Below are 15331 nucleotides of genomic sequence, written 5' to 3'. Positions count from 1 at the left end.
CAGACCATGGCGATCAACATGAACAAGGTGACCCTCGACAAGAACACACCGTCGGTGTCGCTGACCAAACGCGGTGAGACGCAGGGCGCGATGCGCGTCAACCTCAACTGGACACAGTCGGCCCCGTCGCGTGGATTCTTCAAACGCAACACGGCCGTGGACCTCGACCTCGCCGCGATGTACGAGCTGGCGGACGGATCCAAGGGCGTCGTGCAGGCACTCGGCAACTCGTTCGGCGACCTCGACCGGCCGCCGTTCATCTTCTTGGACGGCGACGATCGCAGCGGCGGCTCCGTCGGCGGCGAGAACCTGCACATCAATCTCGGCGACGTGAATCGCTTTCGTCGGGTGCTGATCTTCGCGTACATCTACGAGGGCGCACCCAACTGGTCGGCGGCGAACGGTGTCGTGACGCTGATGCCGACGTCGGGCCCGCAGGTCGAGGTCCACTTGGACTCGGCGGACGACCAATCGATCTCGTGCGCCATCGCGATGCTCACCAACGTGAACGGCGAGATGCAGGTCCAGCGCGAAGTCCGCTACATCCGAGGCGCACAGCGCGACGTCGACGCCGCGTACGGCTTCGGCATGAACTGGACCGCGGGCCGCAAGTGAGGGTTCTGATCGGTCGGGTCGTTCTCGACCGATCAGGCGCCTGTCACCGCAATCGATAGCATCGAAGAGTGTCCAGCAACCAGCGTCGCAGCCTGTTCAGCAGACGGCCGCAGCAAGACCGCGCCACCGGGGCGCAGCTCGCGGCGCTGACAGACGCGTTCTTCGCGTGCGAGGCGACGATGGGCCGGGTCGCGCCTGCCGTCCGCGCTGCCCGCTCGGTGTCGGCCGGATCGATTCCGTCGGCCGAGTGGAACGCGGTGCGCGACCAGTACGACGCAGTCATCTCGCAGTACCTCACGGTGTCCGCGGAAGGGTCCCCCGAGGCGACGCCTGCCGCGGTCGACGCGTGCCTGCGCGGCTTCGGCCAGGTGTCGGCGACGTTGGAGCGCTTCTCCGCGGCGCACAGCCGTGCGTTGAACGCCGGTCGCGCGGCGATCGCGGGCGCCGAACAGGCCGATCGTGACGCGCGGGTGACGGCGACGAACGCATTGGCGGCTCTCGATGCGGCGGCTCCCGAACACGTCGGGTTGTCGTCGGTACGGGCGGCGGCCGACCGTCTGGCCCGCGATCTGTCGGCGTTCGACGCGGCGTCCGGCCTCGCCGATCGGCAACGCTGCGGCGAAGCCGTCATCGCGGCAGCGCAGAACGTGCAGCAATTGCTCGCGCAGGCGCCCGGCCTGGCCGCCGACGCGGACCGGACCATCCGCTCGCTCGACACTCGGATGGATGCCGTCACGACGCGGCTGGACAAGATTCCCGACGTGGTGTCGGCGCTCCTCCGTGAGTTCAGTTCCGAGTGTTCGGCGGACCTCATGTCGACGCCCGACGATGTGCGCGCCGACCTCGCCGCCGCGGCAACCGAACTCGACCGCGCACGATCACTGCTCGCGGGCGCACCGGACGAGGCGCTCGCCGCCGCAGAGAAGGCCCGCAATCGGTTGTCGCATGCCGATGAGGCGCTCGACCGGGCGTTCGACCGTCTGACGGATCTGCGCGAGGTGCGCCGCGATCCGGTCGAGGCGTCGGCGCAGGTGCGGTTCCGGGTGCGCGATGCGCAGCATTTCGCGCTCGGGCACGGTCTGGAACGCGACTGGGGTTCGGTGCTCGACGCGCAGAGCGACCGGATCGACCGGGCGGGGACCACGCTCGAACGCATCCACCCGGACTATTGGAGCTATCTCACCCAACTGCGCGCCGTCGACCGCCGCATCACCGAGATCATCGGCCGGATGCGCGACCAAGTGGCGCGCCCGTGACACGACTCCCCCGAAGGAGATGACCTTGTCCGAGACGACCGTGACCGGTGGGATCACCCACTTTCCGCAGTTCGACGATGCGCAGCGCGATCGCCTGTTTCGACGTCGACCGCAGCCGGTAACCCTCGATTCGCCGATCGCGCACCTCGCGATGGCGCTCGGCGCGACCCTGTACGTCCCGGCGACCCGACCCGACCTGGCCGCCGTCATCCGTCGACGCGCGGCAGCAGGCGCCACCTCGATGGTCATCGACTTGGAGGACGCCGTCGCCGACGACGACGAGGCGTTCGCGCTCGCACGGACGATCGACACGATCGCGGCGTTCGCCGCCGACGGCTGGTCGGGTGTGCTGCTGTTCGTGCGAGTCCGGTCGATCGATCACATCGAGACGATCACGGCTGCGCTCCCGCCCGGGCACTGTCTCGCCGGGTTCGTCATCCCGAAGTTCGAAGCGGGGACCGGCGCCGCCGCGCTGGACGCGGTCGCCGTCGCCTCCCAGGGGATGGATCGTCCGCTGTACGCGATGCCGGTGCTCGAGACGGCCCGCGTCGTCGCGCGGGAGACGCGCGACGACGAACTCGTCGCGATCCGCGACGTCCTCAACCGGCACCGCGAACGAGTCTTGGCCGTGCGGATCGGCGCGACCGACATCTGCGGTCTGTTCGGGATCCGCCGTGACCGCGACGTCACGGTCTACGACGTCCGCGTCGCATCCGACGTGATCGCGACGATCGTCAACATGCTCGGCCGCAGCGACGGGACGGGTTTCGTCATCACCGGCCCGGTGTGGGAGTACTTCGCCAACCACGAACGCATGTTCGCGCCGACGTTGCGGCACACGCCGTTCCGGGAGAACGACGCCGTCTACTTCCGTCAGCATCTGGTGAGCCGGGACATGGACGGCCTGCTCCGCGAGATCGCCCTCGACCGCGCGAACGGGATCACCGGCAAGACCGTCATCCACCCGGTCCACGTCGGGGCCGTGCACGCGTTGTCGTGCGTCAGTGACGAGGAGTACTCCGATGCGCTCGACGTCCTCGACCGCAACGGCGGCGGCGCGCAGGCGTCGTCGTACGGGAACAAGATGAACGAGCTCAAACCGCACCGCAATTGGGCGCTCGACGTGGTCGATCGGGCGCACGTGTTCGGGGTGACCCGCCCCGACGTGAACTTCGTCGACCTCCTCACCGAATGGAGTGGCGAGTGACCGCCGATACCGGCCGTTCGTGGGTCACGGAGGCGTTCGGCGCGACCGTGACCGGCGACGACGTCGACGCGCTGGTCCTGCTCGGGCTGCGCCGCAATCCCAAACGTGCGCACCTGCTGGTGTCGACGGTGCTCGGCAAGCATCTGCCGACGCCGCCCGCCCGGGTGCGCGCGGCCGCGGACGCGCTCGGCGACGCCGTCGTCTCCGTCCTCGGCGAGGGCGCTCGAGCCGCGACGGTCCTCGGGTTCGCGGAGACGGCGACCGGGCTCGGCCACTGTGTCGCCGAGCGGATGGGCGCCGCTCGCTATCTGCATTCGACCCGGCGGGCGGTCGCGTCGGCGACCGTTCACGGATCGTTCGAAGAGGGGCACTCGCACGCCACGACCCACCTGCTGCAGCCCACGGACGGTGAACTCCTCGCGACCGATCCGAGCGTTCCGGTGGTGCTCGTCGACGACGAGATCAGCACCGGGCGGACAGCGGTCGAGGCGGTCGAGGCGTTGCACGGTCTCGACCCCCACGACCGGTACGTGGTGGCGTCGCTGGTCGACATGCGGTCGGGGAATCATCACGCCGAGTGCGCGGCGGCCGCCGCCCGAATCGGAGTCGTGATCGACTTCGTGGCGTTGGCGTCGGGCACCGTGTCGCTGCCCGACGACCTCACCGACCGGGTGTGCGCATTGGCGCCGGCCGACCTCAATCCGACGGCAGACGTGCCGGGGACCGTGGAGTTCGTCTCGGCTCCGTGGCCGGCGGCGGTGCCCGACGGCGGTCGCCACGGCTTCCTCGCCGCCGACACCGCTGGGTTCCACCGTGCGGTGGACGACCTGACCGACGGGTTGCGCGGAGTGTTCGCCGACGGCGAGCCGGTCACCGTCGTCGGCCACGAAGAACTCATGTATCTGCCGTTGTGCATCGCTGAACGGCTTGTCCACCAAGGGGTTCAAGCGTCGTTTCAGACGACCTCGCGATCCCCGGCCCACGTGGTGGACGAGAACGGCTACCCGCTGCGCCGCGGCTTCTCATTCCCGTCGCCGGAGGGCGTCGACGACGCGCGGCGCTTTCTCTACAACGTCGCCGCGCCGGGTTCGGGAACGACACCTGCCGTCCTGCTGGTGCTCGACGATCCGGCCGACACCGACGCGTTGCGCGCCGACGGCGGGCTTCTGGACGTTCTGTCGGCGGCCGGGCACCGCGTCGTCGTGGTGACGATCCCGTCGAGCGATCCGGCCCGGCTGACCGTGGCCCGAGCCCGCCAGGGCAGCCGACTCGCGCCCGCCGGAGATCCGTTGCGCAGCCCCGACTTTGGTTCGTACGCCCCCGACGAGGTTGCGTGGCTGCTCAAGGACCTGTCGGAGTTCTCGTTGGAGGGCGACGTCGTCGAACGCGAGCGCCGAATCCAGGCGGGCCTGTCGCACTACGCGGAGTCGCTGCCGATCGAATTCCAGCCGGGGGCGGAGTACCTGGAGTTGTTCGACGCCTCGTTGGCCGAGTCGGCGCGTCGTCTCGCCCTGGCGGTGGGCACCGTCACCGAGTTGATCCTCACCGAGCGCTCGTCGAATCCGACGTTGGTGTCGTTGGCGCGCGCGGGCACGCCGATCGGGGTTCTCATCGGCCGTTGGATCCGCTTCACCCGGTCGATCGCCCCGGCGCACTACGGTGTCTCGATCGTGCGTGGCCGCGGCATCGACGCCGTCGCGCTCGACTACATCGCCGCCCGCCACGACCCGGATTCGGTGGTGTTCGTCGACGGGTGGACCGGAAAGGGCGCCATCGCGCGGGAGCTGTCCGCAGCGCTCGACGAGTATGCGGCGACGGGCGGCGCGAGGTTGAACGACGAACTCGCGGTGCTCGCCGACCCGGGGTCGTGCACGCGCCTGTTCGGGACACGCGACGACTTCCTGATCGCGTCGGCGTGCCTCAATTCGACGGTGTCCGGGCTGGTCTCGCGGACCGTGTTGAACGATGAGTTGATCGGTCCGGGCGACTTCCACGGCGCGAAGTTCTACCGCGATCTCGCCCCGTTCGACGCGTCGAATCGCTTCTTGGACGCGGTGACCGCCGCGTTCGCGTCTGTCGCCGACGACGCGGTCGCTGAGGCAGTGCGCCTGCGGACCGCCGACCGGACTCCGCACTGGGACGGTTGGGCGTCGGTCGAGGCGATGCAGAACCGGTACGAACTGTCGTCGATCAACTTCGTGAAGCCGGGGATCGGCGAGACGACGCGCGTCCTGCTGCGCCGTGTCCCGTGGCGGATCCTGGTGCGCGAACCGGATCTCCCCGAGCACGAGCACATTCGGATGTTGGCCGCCGAACGCGGCGTGCCCGTCGACGTGGTCCCCGACCTCGCGTATTCGTGCGTCGGCCTGATCAAGGAGAACGTGTGAACGCCCTGATCGCGACCGATCTCGACCGCACCATGATCTATTCGGAGTCGGCGCTGGCCGCACCGCCCGGTCCCGACTCGGTCTGCGTCGAGATCTACCGGGACGCACCCCTGTCGTTCATGACGCAGTCGGGCGTCGACGCGCTGACCGCTCTGGCCGCGCGCACCCCGGTCGTCCCGGTCACGACGCGCACGCGCGCCCAGTTCGAACGGATCATGCTGCCGGGGAGGCCGTTTCGATTCGCGGTGGTCTCGAACGGTGGCCGGATCCTGTGCGACGGCGAAGACGACGTCGGGTGGCGTGCCGCATTGCAAGCCCGGGTCCGGGACCGGTCCGTACCCCTCGCGGACCTGCATGCCGATCTGCTGACGCGAATCGATGAGTCGTGGGTCCGTGCCACACGTGTCGCGGACGATCTGTTCGCCTATCTCGTCGTCGACACTGAGCGGCAGCCCGCCGATTTCCTCGCGTCCTGGAACGAGTGGTGTGTTCCGCGCGGGTGGACGGTGTCTCAGCAGGGACGCAAGATCTATGCGATGCCCGTCGGGGTCACCAAGTCAGCGGCGATCGCCGAGGTCCGTCGCCGTCTCGTCGACGATGGTGCCCTGTCGGCCGACGCCCCTGTCCTTGCCGCGGGCGACGGCCGGTTGGACGCCGACATGCTCGAGTCAGCCGACCACGCAATCCGTCCGCGCCACGGCGAACTGCACGATTCCGGGTGGACGATCCCCGGTCTGGCTGTCACACGTCGTGCGGGGATCGCGGCCGGCGAGGAGGTCCTCGCGTGGTTGGCCGCCCACACTCCTGACTCACCGACTCCCGACCACACTGCTCTGGACATCCCTGTTCCCGATCCGGCGTTCGCCGAGAAGTAGAGGTACCCCGTGTCATCACTCGCCAAAGGCCAGAACGCCCCGTTGCCCGGCCCCGACGTCGTCATATCGGTCGACGTGGCCGCCCCCGCCGATGTGTCGGCGCTGCTGGTCACCGAGGCAGGCAAGGTGCGCAGCGACGCCGACTTCGTGTTCTTCAACCAGCCGTCCGGTCCGGGCGTGCAGTTGCGGGACGGGCGCCTGCACATCTCGACCACGGGCGTCCCGGCCGATATCGCCGCGATCCGCACGGTCATCACCCTCGACGACACGTCGCGCAGCTTCGGTCAGTTCGCACCGCCGGTGACCCACGTGCTGGACGCCGCGGGCGCACCGTTGTTCGACTATGTCGTGGACGGCCTGACCAGCGAGTCCGTGGTGATCGCGGTGGAGGTCTACCAGCGCAACGGCCAGTGGAAGGTGCGCGCCGTCGGACAGGGTTATGCCGGCGGTTTCGCCGATCTGGTCCGCGACCACGGAGTGTCCGTCGACGACGCCCCCGCACCCCCAGCTCCTGCACCCCCATCTCCCGCACCACAGCCGCCTGCCCCCGCTCCGCAACAGGCCCCACCCTCGTACACACCGCCCCCTTCCCAGCCCCAAAACGGTGCACCCCAGTACGGTGCACCCCAGCAGCAGCCGCCCGCCCCCGCGGCCGCTCCCGAGGTCAACCTTTCGAAGGATCGACCGGTCTCGCTGGTCAAGGGCCAGAAGGTGTCGCTGCGCAAGGAGGGTGGTGTCGCCCTCACTCAGGTCTGGATGGGTCTGGGTTGGGATCCGGTTCAGCGGCCGGCCAAGCGCGGCTTCTTCGGCGGCGGTGGCGGCGGCAGCGCCATCGATCTCGACGCGTCCGTCCTGATGTTCTCGCAGGGACAGTGCGTGGAGACGGTCTACTTCGGCCATCTCAAGGCGAAGGACCGCTCGATCATCCACTCCGGTGACAACCTGACCGGCGAGGGTGCGGGCGATGACGAGGTGATCTCGGTGAATCTCGCCGCGATCGCGCCGCACGTCGACAATCTGGTCTTCGTCGTCACGTCGTACCGCGGCCAGACGTTCGCCGAGGTTCAGAACGCGTACTGCCGCCTCATCGACCAGTCGACCAACGCCGAGCTCGCCCGCTACACGCTGGCGGGCGGCATGCCGTTCACCGGCGTCACTATGGCCGTGGTCCATCGGGAGACCGACGGCTGGAAGATGCGCGCGATCGGTGAGGGCTTCAACGGGAAGACGGCGAACAAGGCGATCCCGTTCGTCACACCGTATCTCGGCTGATCGGACGGCAAGCCGCTGCCGCTGGACGCCGGTCTGTGCCACAGTTGTCCTATGAGCGAACTGCCCGGTGTACCACCGGAACCCGTGGACGACGCAACCTCGAGCAAGACTCGTCGATGGTCCCTGCCGGGCCTGTCGACGAAGAACAAGGTGATCCTCGGCATCGGCACGGTCGTGATCATCGTGATCGGCTATTTCATTCTGCAGCGTCTGCTCCCCGACTGGTGGGGCACGACGATGGGCGAGCGGATCGACCGGAGCGTCACCTCCGGCACCGTGTGGGGGCTGTTCTTCGGCGTCATCGGCTCCGCGCTTCCCCTGCTTTTCGCCCTCCTCGCGATCTTCTCGATCGGCAAGACGCCCAAGAACATCGGGTCGTGGCTGCTCGGCGTCGTCTCCCTGCTTCTGCTGGTCCCCAACCTGTTGACGCTGGCGATCGTCGTCGGATCCGGTCAGGGCGCCAACGCCGGACGCCTCCAGCTGGACATCCTCGGCCCCGGTTTCCGCGGCGCCACCTTGATCGGCGTCATCGTCGGCATCGTGATCGGTATCGCCGTCGATTTCTATCTCCTCGGCCGGCGGCGGGCCAAACGTAAAGCGTTGGTCGCCAACAGAACCGTCGACTCCAACCGCAAATGACGTGGTTCGTCCGGTTCATCCGGACGACTCGTCGTGATTGAGTATTCGGTAGACATGAAGGAGTCCTCCTGCGGCGTGATCGCGGGACGGCTCCACCGCGCAGAGAAAGGCATTCCACTATGAGCGTCAGCCTGAGCAAGGGCGGCAACGTCTCCCTGTCGAAAGAGGCTCCCGGCCTCACCTCCGTCGCGATCGGCGTCGGCTGGGATGCGAGGAGCACGACGGGCGCGGACTTCGACCTCGACGGCAGCGCGCTGATCCTGGGTGCGGACGGCAAGGTCCTCTCCGATCAGCACTTCGTGTTCTACAACAATCTGCGGTCGCCCGACGGCGCGATCGAGCACACCGGCGACAACCTGACCGGTGAGGGCGACGGCGACGACGAGTCGATCAACGTCGACTTGGCCGCGGTCCCGCCGAACGTCCAGTCGATCGTCTTCCCCGTCTCGATCCACGAAGCGGATGTACGCGGCCAGTCGTTCGGCCAGGTCCGCAACGCGTTCATCCGCGTCGTGAACCGCGCGAACAGCTCCGAGGTGGCCCGCTACGACCTGTCCGAGGACGCGTCGTCGGAGACCGCGATGCTGTTCGGCGAACTGTACCGGCACAACGCCGACTGGAAGTTCCGCGCCATCGGCCAGGGCTACGCTTCCGGCCTCGGAGGCATCGCACGCGACTACGGCGTCAACGTCTGACCCGACCCGAGAAACAAAGGAGCGCATCGCCGAGGCGATGCGCTCCTTCTGTCTGACTGCGTCTCTGGTGCCGAGCGTCTAGTCGACACCCGAATCGATGGCCGCGCGGTCCAGCGACTCCGATGCGCGGTCCTCGGGCTGGCCGCCCGCGATGGCCTGCGCGCCGCCGACCGAGAGTTCGCCGACGAGCTCCGCGGTGGCGCCGCCGACGACACCGAGTTGTGCGTACTGCTCGAGGCGCGCACGCGAGTCGGCGATATCGAGGTTGCGCATGGTGAGCTGGCCGATACGGTCCGACGGACCGAACGCGGCGTCGCCGACACGCTCCATCGACAGCTTGTCCGGGTGGTACGAGAGGCCGGGCCCCTGCGTGTTGAGGAAGTGGTAGTCGTCGCCGCGACGCAGTCGGACGGTGACCTCGCCGGTGATGGCCGAACCCACCCAGCGGACGAGCGACTCGCGCAGCATCAGCGCCTGCGAATCCATCCAGCGGCCCTCGTACATGAGGCGACCGAGGCGACGGCCCTCGTTGTGGTAGTTGGCGACGGTGTCCTCGTTGTGGATCGCGTTCACCAGACGCTCGTAACCGATGTGCAGCAGCGCCATACCCGGCGCCTCGTAGATGCCGCGCGACTTCGCTTCGATGATGCGGTTCTCGATCTGGTCCGAGACGCCGAGGCCGTGGCGGCCGCCGATCTCATTGGCCTTGACGACCAGAGCGACGGCGTCGTCGAACACTTCACCGTTGATGGCTACCGGGCGACCCTGCTCGTAGCGGATCGAGACGTCTTCGGTCGCGACCTCGACGTCGTCGCGCCATGCGGCGACGCCCATGATCGGCTCAACGACGTCGAGTCCGTGGTCGAGGTGCTCGAGGGTCTTCGCCTCGTGCGTGGCGCCCCAGATGTTGGCGTCCGTCGAGTACGCCTTCTCCTGCGAGTCGCGGTACGGGAGGTCGCGTTCGGTGAGCCACTGGCTCATCTCGTGGCGGCCGCCCAGCTCTTCGACGAACTGGGTGTCGAGCCACGGCTTGTAGATGCGCAGCTGCGGATTGGCCATGAGGCCGTAGCGGTAGAACCGCTCGATGTCGTTGCCCTTGTAGGTGGAGCCGTCGCCCCAGATGTCGACGCCGTCCTCCTTCATGGCGCGGACCAGCAGCATGCCGGTGACGACGCGGCCGAGCGGAGTGGTGTTGAAGTACGTCTTGCCCGAGGAGCGGATGTGGAATGCTCCGCACTGCAGGGCGACGAGTCCCTCTTCGACGAGCGCCGACCGGCAGTCGACGAGTCGCGAGATCTCTGCGCCGTACTGACCTGCACGTCCGGGCACCGAAGCGATGTCCGGCTCGTCGGCCTGACCGAGGTCAGCGGTGTACGTGCAAGGAATCGCGCCCTTCTCACGCATCCAGGCAACGGCGACGGACGTATCCAGGCCACCCGAGAACGCGATTCCAACGCGCTCCCCAATGGGCAGAGAGCTCAGCACTTTCGACATACGTCCAGCTTAAACAGTGATTCGGCCCACCGACGAATCACCCGGCAGATTGGACGTTCGGGCAGCGACTTCGGTGTGTCGCGGAACCTGACGAGCGAGCGTCGCGTCTGACCTGATGTGAGAGATTCCGGAATTTATACGCGGAAGCGACTGCGGGCGCAGGGGTATACGGATCAGGACATCCGGCGGGCGATACTCTCCGGCGACCTGCAGCGACTCCGTGACGGATGGCTCGCCGCGCCTGGACACGATGCGGCGGCTGCGACCGCCGTGCGCGACGGCGGTGTCCTCGCCTGTGTGTCCGCGTTGAGCTTCCACAGGTTGTGGGTTCCGCCCGGCCATGCCGGGGAACTGCATCTGCGGCGTAGCCCGAACCTCGCGGGCAAGCATCGGGCGTGCAGACCGCTGCAGGCTCCGATCCGAACCACGCCGAGCGCGGTGGACCCGGTCCCGGTCGCACTCAAGTATGCGGTGCGGTGCCTCCAGCCGGACGAGTGGATCGCCGTCTGCGACTCGTACCTCAACACGACTCGCACGACGGTCGAAGACCTCGCCGAAGCGATGGGGCGTATCGGTCCGACGCTGCGCGACCTGTTGTATCGCACCGACCCGCGATCCCAGTCCGGCACCGAGAGCATCGCCCGCGTGCGTCTACGCGCCCTCGGTTACGACGTGGTCGTGCAGCCGAGCATCGCCGATGCCCAGTGGGCCGACCTGCGCATCGGGACGTTGATCATCGAATGCGACTCGGTACTTCACCACTCCAGCCGGGAAGACTACGAGCGTGACCATCACCGCGACCGACGGACACTCGTCGACGGATGGATGACGCTGCGTCTCACCTACGGCGACATCATCTACGGGTGGGACGGCGTCCTCGAAGACATCCGAGCGATCACCCGCACCGACCGGCACCGGGCCCGGAGCGCCAGAGCCCGAGCGATAGTGCAGAGATCAGTACGCTCATCGGCCGGAGAGGGCAATCTGCCGGAATGAACCGATGAGCGTACTGATCTCATTCGTGCTCGGCTCAGAACCCGCCGTCGAGGAAGTCCGCGTAGGCGGGCAGATCGAGTTGGCCGTGCCCAGACAGACCGATCACCACGACTTCCTCTTTATCGCTGTTCGCGACGTGTGCAGCGCACGCCGCGATGGCATGCGTCGACTCCGGGGCTGGGACGATGCCCTGGGTTCGGGCGAACTGCACACCTGCGCTGAACGCGTCGTGCTGCCCGATCGCCGTCCCCTCCACCAGGCCGAGCTCGACGGTGTGGCTCAGAGCAGGCGCCATCCCGTGATAGCGCAGGCCACCGGCGTGGATCGGGTCGGGGACGAAGTCCATGCCGAGTGTGTGCATTTTCAGCAGCGGTGTGAGGCCTGCGACGTCACCGTGGTCGTAGCGGTACTCACCCTGGGTGATGGACGGGCAGGCGAGCGGTTCGGCGGCGACGATGCGCGGATTGCTACGGCCGTTGAGCTTCTCGCGGATGAACGGGAACGACAGCCCGGCCAGGTTCGATCCGCCTCCGGCGCAACCGAACACGATGTCGGCGCCACCGGGCTCTACGGCGTACACCTGGTCGACGGCTTCCTGGCCGATGACGCTCTGGTGCAGGACGACGTGGTTGAGCACGCTGCCGAGCGCGTAGCGGGTGTCGTCGTTCTTCGCGGCCACCTCGACCGCCTCCGACACCGCCATGCCGAGACTGCCCGTGGTGTCCGGGTCCGTCGCAAGCATCGCCCGCCCCGCTTCGGTGAGGTCGGACGGACTCGGGTGCAGGGTCCCGCCGTAGGTGCGGATCAAGAATCCGCGGTAGGGCTTAGAGTCGTAGGACGCGCGGACCTGCCACACCTCGACGTCGATGCCGAACTGTGCGCCTGCGAAGGCGAGAGCGCTGCCCCACTGGCCGGCCCCGGTCTCCGTCGTCAGCTTCTTCACGCCGTCGATGCTGTTGTAGTACGCCTGCGCCACAGCCGAATTCGTCTTGTGGCTCCCGACGGGGCTGACGCCCTCGTACTTGACGTAGATGCGCGCCTTGGTGTTAAGCGCTTCTTCGAAACGGCGTGCTCGGATGAGCGGAGCCGGCCGCCACATCTTGTAGATCTCGCGGACCGGTTCCGGGATCTCGATATACGGCTCGGTCGACACCTCCTGCGCGATGAGGCCTGCCGGGAACAGCGCGGCCAGATCGTCGGGTCCGACCGGCTCCTTGGTGCCCGGGTGCAGGTGCGGCGGGATCGGCTCGTCGAGTTCGGCGGCCAGGTTGTACCAGTGCGTGGGTACGTCGACTGTCACGAGATCGGGGTTCGACGCATCAACATTTGTCATGCAGGTCACACTAGTGTCGCCAGACGCGCGGTCGCCGCGGCCCTACGGCACCGCGATCGGCAGTGCACGGGGACGGACGGTGATCGTCACGGGCGCCTCGCAGAGGTAGTCACCGTCGGCGTGCACGGGGACCGGGCGGTCGGTCGCCACCGTGATCGACGTACCGCTAAGAAGTTCGACCTCGCGTCGGTCGAGATGCGACCCGGTCTCGGCCTGCTTCATCAGGCGCGCGAGTCGATACTTCGATCGGTCGCCGCGCAGTAGGAGGACCTCGACCGCGCCGCTGTCGATCGACGCCGTTGGCACCATCCGCAGTCCGTGGCCGTAATCGCCCGAATTGGCTACGACCACCATGTGCGCGAGCGACTCGCGTGTCTGGCCGTCGACGGTGATCGACGCCCGGATCGGCTTCCACCGCACCGCCGCCATCACCGGGGCCACCCGGTAGGCGGCCGGCCCCATCCAGCGGAGGCTGTTGATCAGTTCGGTCGCCTCCGAGTCGAGTCCGGCGTACACGTTGCCGACTGCGATCGTGGTGACGCCGTCGGGCCGTCGAACGTCCAGGACGTCGATCTCGCGCGTCGCCCCGCCGGTGAGTACGGCGGCGATCGCCGCCGGGTCCCTCGGCAGTCCGAGGTGCCGCACGAGGTCGTTTCCCCGCCCCGCGGCCGCGATGCCCAACCGGGCGCCGTCGACGCTGAGCACGCCCTCGGCCACATCGCGGACGTGACCGTCTCCGCCGACCGCAACAGTCAGCGCGCCCGATCGTGCGGACTCGGCGGCGACTGCGGTGGCGTGCTCGGACGACTCCGACTCGACGACACGGACATCGGTGACGCCTGCGGTCGCCAGCGCGTCGGCGACGGCGGGCCACTGTTGTTTCGACGCGCCGCCTCCGGAGATCGGATTGACGACCGCGACGATGCGCAGCGGGTTCACCTCGATGCGCACGGCAGCAGGATCCCCGGGTTGAGGACGCCATTGGGGTCGAGTGCCGACTTCACCGCCCGCAGCGCCGTCTGCTGGACGTCGCCGATCTCCTCCAGGTACGCCGCCTGGTGGTCGGTGCCGACCGCGTGGTGGTGGGTGATCGACGCGCCCGCTGCCCGGATCGCAGCGTTCGCGGCCGACTTCGCCTCGGCCCACTGGGCAACCGGATCAGTGAGGGACTTCGCGATGACCGTGAAGTACAGCGAGGCTCCTGTCGGGTACACGTGCGAGATGTGGCACATGACGACCGCCGGGGTGCCCTGGTCGCCGAGCGCGCCCGTGACGGCTGCGGTGACGTCGGCCTTCAGGCGGTCGAGGTTCGACCAGAAGGTGACCGTCTCGAGAGTTTCGACCAGTGCGCCCGCGTCGAGCAGCGGATCGCGCAGGTACGGGCCGCGGAACCGACCTTCCCGCCAGTGCTCGCCCGGCTCGGTGCCGAGCGCGGCTCCGCCGAGTTCGTTCAGGCGCGCCGAGATGTAGGCGTCGCGGCAGTCGACGTCGGCGGCGTCACCTTCGAAGCCGACGATCATCAGGCAGCCGCCGACCGGTCCGTTCGCGCTGCCCGCCGCCGACGGGTTTGCCAAGTTGAGCCCGGTCTCCGCCTCGTCCGAAAGCCGGAGCACCGTCGGTTTGATGTTCGATTGGGCGAGGGCGCGCATCGCGGTGGCGCCCGCGGCGAAGTCCGGGAAGTGCCAGCCGTAGAAGCGCCGGACGGAGGGAGTCGGGTGCACGCGCACGCGCACTCGGGTCACGACTCCGAACGCCCCTTCGCTGCCGAGGAACAACTGGCGCAGGTCCGGGCCCGCCGCCGACTTGGGGGCGGTGCCGATCTCGGCGACGCCGCGCGGTGTGGCGACCGTCAGTCCGACGACCATGTCGTCGAACCGCCCGTACCCCACGGACGACTGGCCGGCCGAACGAGTGACGGCGCACCCGCCGATGGTTGCGCCCTCGTACGACTGGGGGAAATGCCCCAGTTCGAAGCCATGCTCGCCGAGAAGCCGCTCGGCGTCGGGCAGGCGGGTGCCCGACGCGAACGTCGCGATCTGTGATGTCTCGTCAAGGTGCAGCAGACCCGTCAGGTCACGCAGGTCAAGGCTGATCACCGGGCGCGACCGGTCGGGGACGAGTCCGCCGGTGACCGTCGTTCCGCCGGCGAACGGACTCAGCCCGATGCCCTGCTCGTCGCAGACGGCGAGAACGGCCGCGACCTGGTCGGCCGTGCTCGGTGTGACGACGGCGTCCGGGGCGTCGCTGCCGTCTCCGGCGCGGAATCTCAGCAGATCCGGCGTCGAGAACCCTCGGAGCCGTGCCGCGCGGACCTCGTCGTCGGTGGTGACCGACGCACCGGTGGCCGAGAAGGCGGTCAGTGCATTCGAGTCCAGACGCGGCGACGGCAGCGCGAGTGCTGCCGGGTCGGGTGCCTGCTCGGTGATGCCGAGCATGCTCAAGGCTCCGGTGACCGAGTCCGACAGACGCATCGGGTCCGCGGGGTCTCCCCAACGTCCGGGGACGAAGTCGACGACGTTGATGTCGATCTCATTACTGCTCATGGGCACAGCCTTCCGGTCG

General features: G+C 68.2%; 13 protein-coding genes. 9 read left to right on the top strand and 4 right to left on the bottom strand.

Annotated features, from left to right (window positions below; genetic code table 11):
* Window positions 1–6: 6 nt before the first annotated feature.
* From L5G28_RS02990 to L5G28_RS02955, 8 genes are all read left to right on the top strand, one after another.
* Entirely contained in the window at window positions 7–615 is a 609-nt protein-coding gene (locus tag L5G28_RS02990; RefSeq protein ID WP_237000256.1) for a TerD family protein, read from the top strand.
* A 68-nt stretch (window positions 616–683) separates the two neighbouring features.
* Window positions 684–1871, top strand: a complete 1188-nt coding sequence (locus L5G28_RS02985) for a hypothetical protein (protein ID WP_237000255.1) — start codon at window positions 684–686, stop codon at window positions 1869–1871.
* A 25-nt stretch (window positions 1872–1896) separates the two neighbouring features.
* Window positions 1897–3078, top strand: a complete 1182-nt coding sequence (locus L5G28_RS02980; RefSeq protein ID WP_372477152.1) for an HpcH/HpaI aldolase/citrate lyase family protein — start codon at window positions 1897–1899, stop codon at window positions 3076–3078.
* A complete protein-coding gene (locus tag L5G28_RS02975) occupies window positions 3063–5465 on the top strand; it encodes a phosphoribosyltransferase (protein WP_372477151.1) in 2403 nt (800 codons plus the stop codon). The genes L5G28_RS02980 and L5G28_RS02975 overlap by 16 nt, the downstream gene beginning before the upstream one ends.
* Window positions 5462–6340, top strand: coding sequence for an HAD family hydrolase (locus L5G28_RS02970; protein WP_237000254.1), 879 nt, complete (start codon window positions 5462–5464; stop codon window positions 6338–6340). Before L5G28_RS02975 ends, L5G28_RS02970 begins: the two co-directional genes overlap by 4 nt.
* Window positions 6341–6349: 9 nt before the next feature.
* On the top strand, window positions 6350–7612 hold the full coding sequence (locus L5G28_RS02965) for a TerD family protein (RefSeq protein ID WP_237000253.1): 1263 nt from the start codon (window positions 6350–6352) through the stop codon (window positions 7610–7612).
* Window positions 7613–7663: 51 nt separating this feature from the next.
* Window positions 7664–8251, top strand: a complete 588-nt coding sequence (locus L5G28_RS02960) for a hypothetical protein (RefSeq protein ID WP_237000252.1) — start codon at window positions 7664–7666, stop codon at window positions 8249–8251.
* A gap of 119 nt (window positions 8252–8370) precedes the next feature.
* Complete coding sequence (locus L5G28_RS02955; protein ID WP_237000251.1) at window positions 8371–8946, top strand: TerD family protein; 576 nt, start codon at window positions 8371–8373, stop codon at window positions 8944–8946.
* A gap of 78 nt (window positions 8947–9024) precedes the next feature.
* Here L5G28_RS02955 and argG read toward each other — a convergent pair whose 3' ends face one another.
* Window positions 9025–10440, bottom strand: a complete 1416-nt coding sequence (argG, locus tag L5G28_RS02950; protein WP_237000250.1) for an argininosuccinate synthase — start codon at window positions 10438–10440, stop codon at window positions 9025–9027.
* 117 nt (window positions 10441–10557) lie between these two features.
* Here argG and L5G28_RS02945 point away from each other — a divergent pair, with 117 nt between their 5' ends.
* A complete protein-coding gene (locus tag L5G28_RS02945; RefSeq protein WP_236998242.1) occupies window positions 10558–11436 on the top strand; it encodes an endonuclease domain-containing protein in 879 nt (292 codons plus the stop codon).
* A gap of 34 nt (window positions 11437–11470) precedes the next feature.
* On the opposite strand, the gene L5G28_RS02940 is transcribed toward L5G28_RS02945, so the two are convergent.
* Genes L5G28_RS02940 through L5G28_RS02930 form a run of 3 tightly spaced genes read right to left on the bottom strand, consistent with a single transcriptional unit; the run spans window position 11471 to window position 15312 of the window.
* Window positions 11471–12769, bottom strand: coding sequence for a TrpB-like pyridoxal phosphate-dependent enzyme (locus L5G28_RS02940; RefSeq protein WP_237000249.1), 1299 nt, complete (start codon window positions 12767–12769; stop codon window positions 11471–11473).
* Window positions 12770–12811: 42 nt separating this feature from the next.
* Window positions 12812–13720 (bottom strand): diacylglycerol/lipid kinase family protein, encoded by a 909-nt coding sequence (locus L5G28_RS02935; RefSeq protein ID WP_237000248.1) that lies wholly within the window; start codon window positions 13718–13720, stop codon window positions 12812–12814.
* Window positions 13705–15312, bottom strand: coding sequence for an FAD-binding oxidoreductase (locus L5G28_RS02930; RefSeq protein WP_237000247.1), 1608 nt, complete (start codon window positions 15310–15312; stop codon window positions 13705–13707). The genes L5G28_RS02935 and L5G28_RS02930 overlap by 16 nt, the downstream gene beginning before the upstream one ends.
* Window positions 15313–15331 lie beyond the last annotated feature (19 nt).

It is taken from the genome of Gordonia liuliyuniae, from assembly GCF_021739025.1.
Taxonomy (GTDB): Bacteria; Actinomycetota; Actinomycetes; order Mycobacteriales; family Mycobacteriaceae; genus Gordonia; species Gordonia liuliyuniae.
This window is presented reverse-complemented; position numbering and strand designations above follow the sequence as displayed.

What these genes read in the sequence shown, in the direction of transcription:
- L5G28_RS02960 (WP_237000252.1), top strand. Translation starts at nt 7,664, where the DNA reads ATGAGCGAACTGCCCGGTGTACCACCGGAACCCGTGGACGACGCAACC.
- L5G28_RS02990 (WP_237000256.1), top strand. Translation starts at nt 7, where the DNA reads ATGGCGATCAACATGAACAAGGTGACCCTCGACAAGAACACACCGTCG.
- L5G28_RS02940 (WP_237000249.1), bottom strand. Translation starts at nt 12,769, where the DNA reads ATGACAAATGTTGATGCGTCGAACCCCGATCTCGTGACAGTCGACGTA.
- L5G28_RS02955 (WP_237000251.1), top strand. Translation starts at nt 8,371, where the DNA reads ATGAGCGTCAGCCTGAGCAAGGGCGGCAACGTCTCCCTGTCGAAAGAG.
- L5G28_RS02975 (WP_372477151.1), top strand. Translation starts at nt 3,063, where the DNA reads ATGGAGTGGCGAGTGACCGCCGATACCGGCCGTTCGTGGGTCACGGAG.
- L5G28_RS02930 (WP_237000247.1), bottom strand. Translation starts at nt 15,312, where the DNA reads ATGAGCAGTAATGAGATCGACATCAACGTCGTCGACTTCGTCCCCGGA.
- argG (WP_237000250.1), bottom strand. Translation starts at nt 10,440, where the DNA reads ATGTCGAAAGTGCTGAGCTCTCTGCCCATTGGGGAGCGCGTTGGAATC.